Below are 7,893 nucleotides of genomic sequence, written 5' to 3' on the forward strand. Positions count from 1 at the left end.
GACGCCGACCGGCGGGGCCCGCTCTTTTCGTGACCTCCCGGGCACCCTGCCCGGCGTAGGGTCGGGGAGTATGACCGAAGCACAGCGAGACGAGGTCCGGGTCGAGACGATCCAGAAGCGCGTGCGGGTCTACCTCGGCGGACATCTGGTCGCCGATACCGTCCGCCCCGCGCTGGTCTGGGAGAACCCCTACTACCCGGCGTACTACATCCCGGCCGCCGATCTGCGCGCGAAACTCGAATTCGACGGCACCACACGCACCTCCCCCCGCCTCGGCGAGGCCACCGGATACAACGTCGTCGTGGACGGCACCACGGCCGCCGGGTCCGCCCTGCGCTACGCGGATCCGCCGTTGCACGACCTGGTGCGGCTGGACTGGGACGCGATGGACGAATGGTTCGAGGAGGACGAGCCGATCTATGTCCACCCGCGCAACCCGTATTCGCGCGTGGACATCCTGGCGAGCTCCCGGCATGTGCGGGTGGAACTCGACGGTGTGACCCTGGCCGATTCCCGATCCCCGCGGATCTTGTTCGAAACCGGGCTCCCCGCCCGCTTCTATTTGCCGCTCACCGATATCAGGATGGACCTGCTGCGGCCGTCGGACACCCACACCAGCTGCCCGTACAAGGGCAACGCCGACTACTGGAACATCCGCATCGGCGAGACCGAGCATCCGGACCTGGTGTGGATCTACCGGACCCCCACCCCGGAGAGCCAGAAGATCGCGGGGCTGGCCTGCTTCTACAACGAGAAGGTCGATATCTACGTCGACGGCGAGTTGCAGGAGCGGCCGCGGAGTCCGTTCGGCTGAGGGAACCAGTGGGCGGCCGGCTCGATGCGCGTCGGCCGCCACCTGGCGCACCGGGCACCGACGGCAGAGCCGGTGTCGCGGCAGGGACGAGGTACAGCCAGGGGGAAGACCGAGGTCTTGCAGGACCACGCCCGCGGCGCCGTGGCTGTCGCGCCGAGGAAGTACCGGATCGACCCGATGGCGGCGGCGACGCCGTTCAGCCGAGCGGATCGCCACGCCGCGATTCCGATGATTCCGCGCGTGGGGACCCGATCTCGATACTCGCCCGAGCTGCCAGGGTCCCGCCCCAGTCGTAGAGGGCCTGCAGTACCGGCCGGAGTCCGGGATCGATCAGCCGATAGGTCACGGTGCGGACCGGTGCCTCGTGCACCGTCCGCTCGATCAGGCGGGCGGCCTCGAGTTCACGCAGCCGCTGGGTCAGCATCTTCTCGGTGATCTCGGGCACGAGCCGGCGCAGTTCGCCGTAGCGCCGCGGTTGCTCCTTCAGGTATCCGAGGATCACGACCGCCCATTTGCCGCCGATGGTGTCCATCGCCAGTTCGACCTGGCAGGAGTAGAAGGTTCGCCGCACGCTCACGCACCACAAAGTACGTTCTTGTGCCGTCGCTCCCAAGGTGGTCGACTTCATCCATGATCACCGAGTACATCCGGTACCGCGTTCCCGATCCGGCCGCGTTCGAGGATGCCTATCGCCGCGCCGCGGTGTCGCTCCAGTTCTCGCCGTACTGCCGGACTTACGATCTGGACCGGTGCGTCGATGACCCGGAGGTGTATATCCTTCGGCTCACCTGGACCTCGGCGAGCGATCATCTGGAGAAGTTCCGCAACAGCTCGCACTTCCGCGAGTTCTTCGCCGAGATCAAGGATTACGTCACCGGTATCGAGGAGATGCGGCACTACGAGCCGGTGGCGTTGGTGCCTTCGCTGTACGACTGGGCGGGCGGCGCGGAGGCGTTCGAGAAGCTCTTCGACACCTTCTACGACCGGGTTCCCGAGGACCCGGTGCTCGGCCCGGTGTTCGAGGGTATGCACCCCGATCACGCGAAGCATGTAGCCGCCTGGCTCGGCGAGGTTTTCGGCGGGCCCGCCGTCTACTCGGAACGGCACGGCGGCCACCAGCACATGATCTCCCGGCACCGGGGCCGGGCACTGACCGAGGAACAGCGGCAGCGTTGGATGAGTCTGCTGATCGATACCGCCGACCGGGTCGGCCTGCCCGCGGACGCCGAGTTCCGGGCGGCATTCGTGGGATATCTGGAATGGGGGACCCGGATGGCGCTGTTGTTCTCCGGCCCGGATGCGCCGCCGAGCGCCGGCGAACCCACGCCCACCTGGGGCTGGGGTGAGGTACGTCCGTGGCCGCGGGATTGAGCGCCTGGCCGGGTCGCTGCGGTACACGCGCGCACGGCGCGCCTCGAGGCACACCGCCTCCACCGCCCCGGCGGTGATCGAAGATGCCGCGGCGCTCCGGCCGGTGCGCTGCGCGGCGAGTCCACCCAGCGGGTCGATACGGCAGCGATGTGCTCGGCGAGACACAGTGGGCCGCCTCCCGTAAGCCGTCCTGCCGAGAGGGGCGCGGCCGCGGGCTCTCGTCATCGCGGCGCCGCACCGATGCCGCCGGCGGCTGCGGGCGCCGGGCCGTGGTCGCCCGACCGGATCAGCGCAGCGCCTCCGATATGAAAGGGCCCGTCCACCGGTGGTGGACGGGCCCGGGAGCCGGATGTCTCAGCTCTTCGATTCGGTGCTCCGGGGCAGTTCGGCGAGGGCGCCGATCCGGGTGACCGCGTCCGTGACGATCCGGTCGATCAGCTCCTGGCAGGTGGGCAGATCCTCCAGGATGCCGCTCACCTGACCCGCCGCCAGCACGCCGGCCTCGGTATTGCCCTCGACCAGCCCGGCCCGCAGCAGCATCGGGGTGTTGGCCGCCATGATCACCTGGGACCAGGTGAGGTCCTTGGCCTTGCGCATGGCCAGGCCGTCGCGCACCAGCGTGGACCATTTCATCCCGGTCATGCTCTTGAACCGGGCCGCATTGCCCACGGCCGCGGTGAGCCCGCGGATACGTCCGGAGTTCTCCAGTTTCTGCACGAGTTCGGTGTTGAGCACCCGGTGCGGCATTCCGTCGACCTTGGTGGAGACCACTGTTTCGCCCAGTTGCCGGCGCAGGTATTCCTGCTTCACCGAATCCGGGACGCTGCTCTCCTGCGTGAGCAGGAAACGGGTGCCCATCGCCACCCCGGCGGCCCCGTAGGCGAGGGCGGCGGCGAGGCCGCGTCCGTCGAAGAACCCGCCGGCGGCGATCACCGGAATATCGACCGCGTCCAGGACGGACGGCAGCAGCAGCGTCGTGGCCACCGGGCCGGTGTGCCCGCCGCCCTCGCCGCCCTGGACGACCACGGCGTCCGCGCCCCAGGAAGCGACCTTCACCGCGTGCTTGGCCGCGCCGATCGACGGAACCACCACCACGCCCGCGTCTTTCAGCTTGGCGATCAGGTCTTTCTTCGGCGCCAGGGCGAAGGAGGCGACCTTGACGTTCTCGCGGATGAGCAGGTCGATCCGCTCGGGCGCGTCCGAGGCATCGGCGCGGATGTTCACGCCGAACGGTTTATCGGTCTGCGCCTTGGTTTTGGCGATGGCCGTTTCCAGCTCGTCGTAGGTCATGGTGGCCGAGGCCAGAATGCCCAGCCCGCCGGCATTGGAGGTGGCCGAGACCAGGCTCGGGCCCGCCACCCAGCCCATACCGGTCTGCACGACAGGGTGTTCGATTCCGACGAGTTCGGTCAGCGGTGTGCGCAGCCGGGGAGTCACTGCGGGACCTCTCGGTCGCGGATCTTCTTCGGATCCAGCACCTCGCGGATGATCCGCAGTTCCTCGTCGCCGGGCAGCCGGGACTCCTCGGCCGTGCCCAGGTCGGCGATCTCGAACGAGGTGTTCTCCGCGACCTCACCAGCGGTGACCCCGGGATGCAGGCTCAGCGCGCGCATCGTGTGGTCCGGGCCGTTGAAATCGAAAACGCCCAGATTGCTGACCACCCGGTGGATGTGGTGGAAGCGGAACGCGGGGTTGTCCGGGTCGACCTTGTCGTAGCCGACGCCCGCGACGATATCCACCTGCTCGCCGAACACCCGCTTGGTGTGCCGTCCGACCCAATAGCTGGTGGGGTGGTTGATGGTGTTGCCGGGCGCGCCGCGGACACCGAACATCTGCCGGGTCGGCTGCTGGAGCGGGCCGAAGGCCGAGAGGTTCTGGTTGCCGTAGCGGTCGATCTGGTTGGCGCCCATGACCACATGGCGGCGGCCCGAGGCCAGCACATCGAACACCTTGCGGAACGGGATCCAGCCCTCCACCGGCGCCTTACCGCCGAGGGGCGGGGTCTCGGCGAGGAAGAACGCTTCGCCGTCGGAGATCAGCAGGTCGGGTTCGAAGGTGAGCTTCGCCAGCCGCGCGCCCAGCTGTGCCATCGGCGACATGGGACTGGCGAATATCTCTCCGGCGCCGCGGAAGATCTCGGCGCAGGCGACCGCGCACACTTCGGCGCGGGTGATGGTTTCGGTGCTGGTCACCGCTCCTCCTTGAATCGCGCGACGGCGGCCTGGTAGTCGGTTTCGGAACCGCTGAGGTAGGTGTCGACGAAGGTCTGCCAGGTCTCCGGCGACCCGGCGGCTTCGACGTAGTGCCGCTGGAATTTCTCGTCCCGGCCGTAGCTCTCACCACCCAGGGTGAAATGGGCGCCGTTGGGGGCCTCGACCACCGCGTCCACCATCATGCGGTTGAGCAGTAGCGCCTGCTGGGGAACGGTTTTCACCAGTTCCTCGGTCTCCACGAGGCGTTCTACCGAGAGGTAGCGCTTCTCGGCGGCCAGGCAGAACAGGTCGTCCATGTAGGGGTCCACGCCCTGGTAGGCGGCATTACCGTGGGCGTCGCCGATATTCAGGTGCACCAGTGCGGCGTCGAGGTTCAGGGCCGGCATGGCGATCAGGGTCTCCGCGCGGCCGTCCGGGCCCGGGTACGGCGAGGTCACGGTCCGCAGCTCACCGTCCCAGAAGTTCGGCACATCCGAACCCAGGCCGGCGCGGATCGGCAGGAACGGCAGTCGCGCTGCGGCCGCCTCGAGCCCGCATTTGAGCATGCCCTCGTCCATCTCCCGGGCGACGATCTGCCCGGAAGTGCGGGCCTTCGCGAACCAAGGGTCGTAGAACGGCGCCGAGTCGAGGGAGACGAAACCGTAGTAGGCCTTGCGGACCTTCCCGGCCGAGAGCAGCAGCCCCAGGTCAGGGCCGCCGTAGGTGACCACCGTCAGGTCGGTGACGTCCGATCGCAGCAGGGCGCGCACCAGGGCCATCGGCTTACGCCGGGAACCCCAGCCGGCGATGCCGATGGTCATCCCGCTGCGCAGTTCGCCGACGATCTCGTCGAGCGTTTTCCGCTTGTCTCGCATGGTCTTCCGTTCCACGTCAGTTCTTGTCCTTCTGCGCCGCCAGGTCTTCGTCGAAGCGTTCGCGGATCTCGTCGGAGGCTCCGGAAAGGTTCAGCTCGAAGGTGAACCCCTGCTCGAAGCGGTAGCTGCGGTGTACGTCCTGCAGGTCGATGCCGTTGAGGGCGCGTTTGGCGGCCCGGATGACCCGCCCGTCCTTGGCCGCGATGCTTTCGGCGACCTTCAGCGCGGTGGCATCCAGCTCTTCCCGGGGGACCACCTCGAGTACGGAGCCGTAATGGTGCAGCTGCTGGGCGGTGGCGGTGCTCGCGGTGAAGAAGAGCGCGCGCATGAGGTGCTGGGGGACCAGCCGGGCGAGGTGGGTGGCGGCGCCGAGCGCACCGCGGTCGACCTCGGGTAGGCCGAAGGTCGCGTCGTCGGAGGCGATGATGATGTCGGAATTGCCGACCAGGCCGATTCCGCCGCCCAGGCAGAAGCCCTGGACCGCGGTGACCACCGGGACCGGGCAGTCGTAGACCGCGCCGAATGCCTCGAAGCATCCGTGGTTGGCGTCGATGAGTGCCTGATGTCCGGGTTTGCGCTGGATCTCCTTGATATCGACGCCTGCGTTGAAGCCGCGGTTCTCGGCGCGCAGCACCACCACGCGGGTCTGCGGGTCGCGCCCGGCGGCGCGGATCTCGTCGGCGAGGGCGAACCAGCCGTCCGAGGGTATGGCGTTGACCGGCGGATAGTCGACCGTGACCACGGCGATACCGGCGGACTCCGAATGGCGCTTGATCCCCATCGCGTATCCCATCTCGCATCTCGAGCATCTTGGCTAAGCAAGCAATTGCTTGGTAGGTTAACACGGTGGCCCTCGAAATCGACCTGTCCGATCGCGTCGTTCTGGTAACCGGCGGCGTCCGCGGCGTCGGCGCCGGGATCAGCCGCGTCCTACTGGCCGCCGGGGCGACGGTCGTCGCGTGTGCCCGCCGGCCCGGCGATATGCCGGTCGAGGTGGACGGGCGGGAGATCGACTTCCTGCCGTGCGATGTCCGCGACCCGGCGGCGGTGGCGGAGCTGATCGCCGAGATCGTCCGGCGGCACGGGCGGCTGGATCACGCGGTGAACAATGCCGGGGGCGCTCCCTATGCCCTGGCCCGGGACGCGAGTCCCAAATTCCATACCAAGATCATCGAGCTGAACCTGCTCTCGGCCCTGCACGTCGCCCAGGCGGCGCACGCGGTGATCAGCGAGCAGGAAGACGGCGGTTCGATCGTCAATATCTCCAGCCTCAGCGGCCACCGGCCCTCGCCGGGAACCGCCGCCTACGGTGCGGCCAAGGCGGGAGTCGACGCCCTCACCGTATCCCTCGCCGCGGAATGGGCGCCGAAGGTCCGGATCAACTCCCTGGTGGTCGGTGCGGTGGAAACCGAACTGAGTGCCCTGCACTACGGCGACGCCGACGGAGTGGCCGCCGTCGGGCAGACCATCCCGATGGGCCGGCTGGCCCGGCCCGAGGATGTCGGCAACGGGGTGGCCTTCCTGCTCTCCCCGCTGGCCGGGTACATCTCCGGGGCGACCCTGCAGATCCACGGTGGAGGCGAGCCGCCGGCCTTCCTGTCGGTCGCGACCGCCGGCCACTCCGGTGCCGCGGCGAAGGCCTGACCACCACTAGAACAGATATCGACCATCGACGATAGGAACGGACATGGCAACCGAGGGCATCTGCGCCGGACGGATCGTGATCATCACCGGCGCCGGCCGGGGCATCGGCCGGGCACACGCCCTGGCCTTCGCCGCCGAGGGGGCGAAGGTCGTGGTGAACGATCTCGGCTCGACCCTCAGCGGTGAATCGACCGCGGAAACCCCGGCCCAGCAGGTGGTCTCGGAGATCCGCGCGGCCGGTGGGGAAGCGGTGGCCAACGGTGACGACGTGGCGAGCTGGGAGGGTGCACAGCGGCTCGTGCAACAGGCCGTGGACACCTTCGGCGGTCTGGACGTCCTGGTCAACAATGCCGGATTCGTCCGGGACCGGATGCTGGTCAACCTCGCCGAGGACGAATGGGATTCGGTGGTCCGCGTTCACCTCAAGGGCCATTTCGCCACCATGCGCCACGCCGCCGCGTACTGGCGCGCGGAATCCAAGGCGGGTCGCGCCGTGGACGCCCGGATCATCAACACCAGCTCCGGCGCCGGTCTGCAGGGCAGTGTCGGCCAGGGAAATTACGGCGCCGCCAAGGCCGGTATCGCCGGCCTCACGCTGACCGCCGCGGCGGAGTTCGGGCGGTACGGCGTCACGGTGAACGCGATCGCCCCCTCGGCACGCACCCGGATGACCGAAACCGTTTTCGCGGACATGATGGCCGCGCCCGAGGACGGTTTCGACGCCATGGCGCCGGAGAACATCTCACCGATCGTGGTGTGGCTGGGCAGCGCGGAATCGGCCGGTGTGACCGGGCGGATGTTCGAGGTCGAGGGCGGTCGCCTCGCGCTGGCCGAGGGCTGGCGCCACGGGGTGCCGGTCGACCGCGGCGCGCGGTGGAATCCCGCCGAACTCGGCACCGTGGTCTCCGAACTGATCGCGAAGGGCGCGACTCCGGAACCCGTGTACGGGGCATAAGCATTCGAACGGGTCCGTCCCGCCGTCGGCCGACGGCGGGAC

Annotated in this window: 9 protein-coding genes; 4 read left to right on the forward strand and 5 right to left on the reverse strand. The window is 68.6% G+C overall.

Features of this window, described 5'->3' with window-relative positions:
- The first annotated feature begins 70 nt into the window (after nt 1–70).
- A complete protein-coding gene (locus tag ABZV91_RS31545) occupies nt 71–814 on the forward strand; it encodes a DUF427 domain-containing protein (protein WP_355249378.1) in 744 nt (247 codons plus the stop codon).
- Between the two features lie 196 nt (nt 815–1,010).
- Here the strand turns inward: ABZV91_RS31545 and ABZV91_RS31550 are convergent, their stop codons facing one another.
- Nucleotides 1,011–1,391: a helix-turn-helix domain-containing protein gene (locus ABZV91_RS31550; RefSeq protein WP_355249379.1), complete on the reverse strand. Its 381-nt coding sequence runs from the start codon at nt 1,389–1,391 to the stop codon at nt 1,011–1,013.
- A 53-nt stretch (nt 1,392–1,444) separates the two neighbouring features.
- Here ABZV91_RS31550 and ABZV91_RS31555 point away from each other — a divergent pair, with 53 nt between their 5' ends.
- Nucleotides 1,445–2,185 carry an antibiotic biosynthesis monooxygenase gene (locus ABZV91_RS31555; protein WP_355249380.1) on the forward strand — a complete coding sequence of 247 codons (741 nt, stop codon included), beginning with the start codon at nt 1,445–1,447 and terminating at the stop codon, nt 2,183–2,185.
- 354 nt (nt 2,186–2,539) lie between these two features.
- On the opposite strand, the gene ABZV91_RS31560 is transcribed toward ABZV91_RS31555, so the two are convergent.
- The 4 genes from ABZV91_RS31560 to ABZV91_RS31575 are packed head-to-tail and all read right to left on the reverse strand — an operon-like array spanning nt 2,540 to nt 6,033.
- A complete protein-coding gene (locus ABZV91_RS31560) occupies nt 2,540–3,622 on the reverse strand; it encodes a nitronate monooxygenase (RefSeq protein WP_355249381.1) in 1,083 nt (360 codons plus the stop codon).
- Nucleotides 3,619–4,377, reverse strand: a complete 759-nt coding sequence (locus tag ABZV91_RS31565; RefSeq protein ID WP_355249382.1) for a CoA-transferase — start codon at nt 4,375–4,377, stop codon at nt 3,619–3,621. The genes ABZV91_RS31560 and ABZV91_RS31565 overlap by 4 nt, the downstream gene beginning before the upstream one ends.
- Nucleotides 4,374–5,252, reverse strand: coding sequence for a CoA-transferase (locus tag ABZV91_RS31570; RefSeq protein WP_355249383.1), 879 nt, complete (start codon nt 5,250–5,252; stop codon nt 4,374–4,376). The genes ABZV91_RS31565 and ABZV91_RS31570 overlap by 4 nt, the downstream gene beginning before the upstream one ends.
- 16 nt (nt 5,253–5,268) lie before the next feature.
- Nucleotides 5,269–6,033, reverse strand: coding sequence for an enoyl-CoA hydratase family protein (locus ABZV91_RS31575; RefSeq protein WP_030522925.1), 765 nt, complete (start codon nt 6,031–6,033; stop codon nt 5,269–5,271).
- A gap of 65 nt (nt 6,034–6,098) precedes the next feature.
- Between ABZV91_RS31575 and ABZV91_RS31580 the strand changes: the two genes are divergently transcribed.
- Nucleotides 6,099–6,896 carry an SDR family oxidoreductase gene (locus tag ABZV91_RS31580; protein ID WP_355249384.1) on the forward strand — a complete coding sequence of 266 codons (798 nt, stop codon included), beginning with the start codon at nt 6,099–6,101 and terminating at the stop codon, nt 6,894–6,896.
- 43 nt (nt 6,897–6,939) lie between these two features.
- Nucleotides 6,940–7,851 carry an SDR family oxidoreductase gene (locus tag ABZV91_RS31585; protein WP_355249385.1) on the forward strand — a complete coding sequence of 304 codons (912 nt, stop codon included), beginning with the start codon at nt 6,940–6,942 and terminating at the stop codon, nt 7,849–7,851.
- Nucleotides 7,852–7,893: the final 42 nt, after the last annotated feature.

This window comes from Nocardia sp. NPDC004568, from assembly GCF_040609955.1.
GTDB lineage: Bacteria > Actinomycetota > Actinomycetes > Mycobacteriales > Mycobacteriaceae > Nocardia.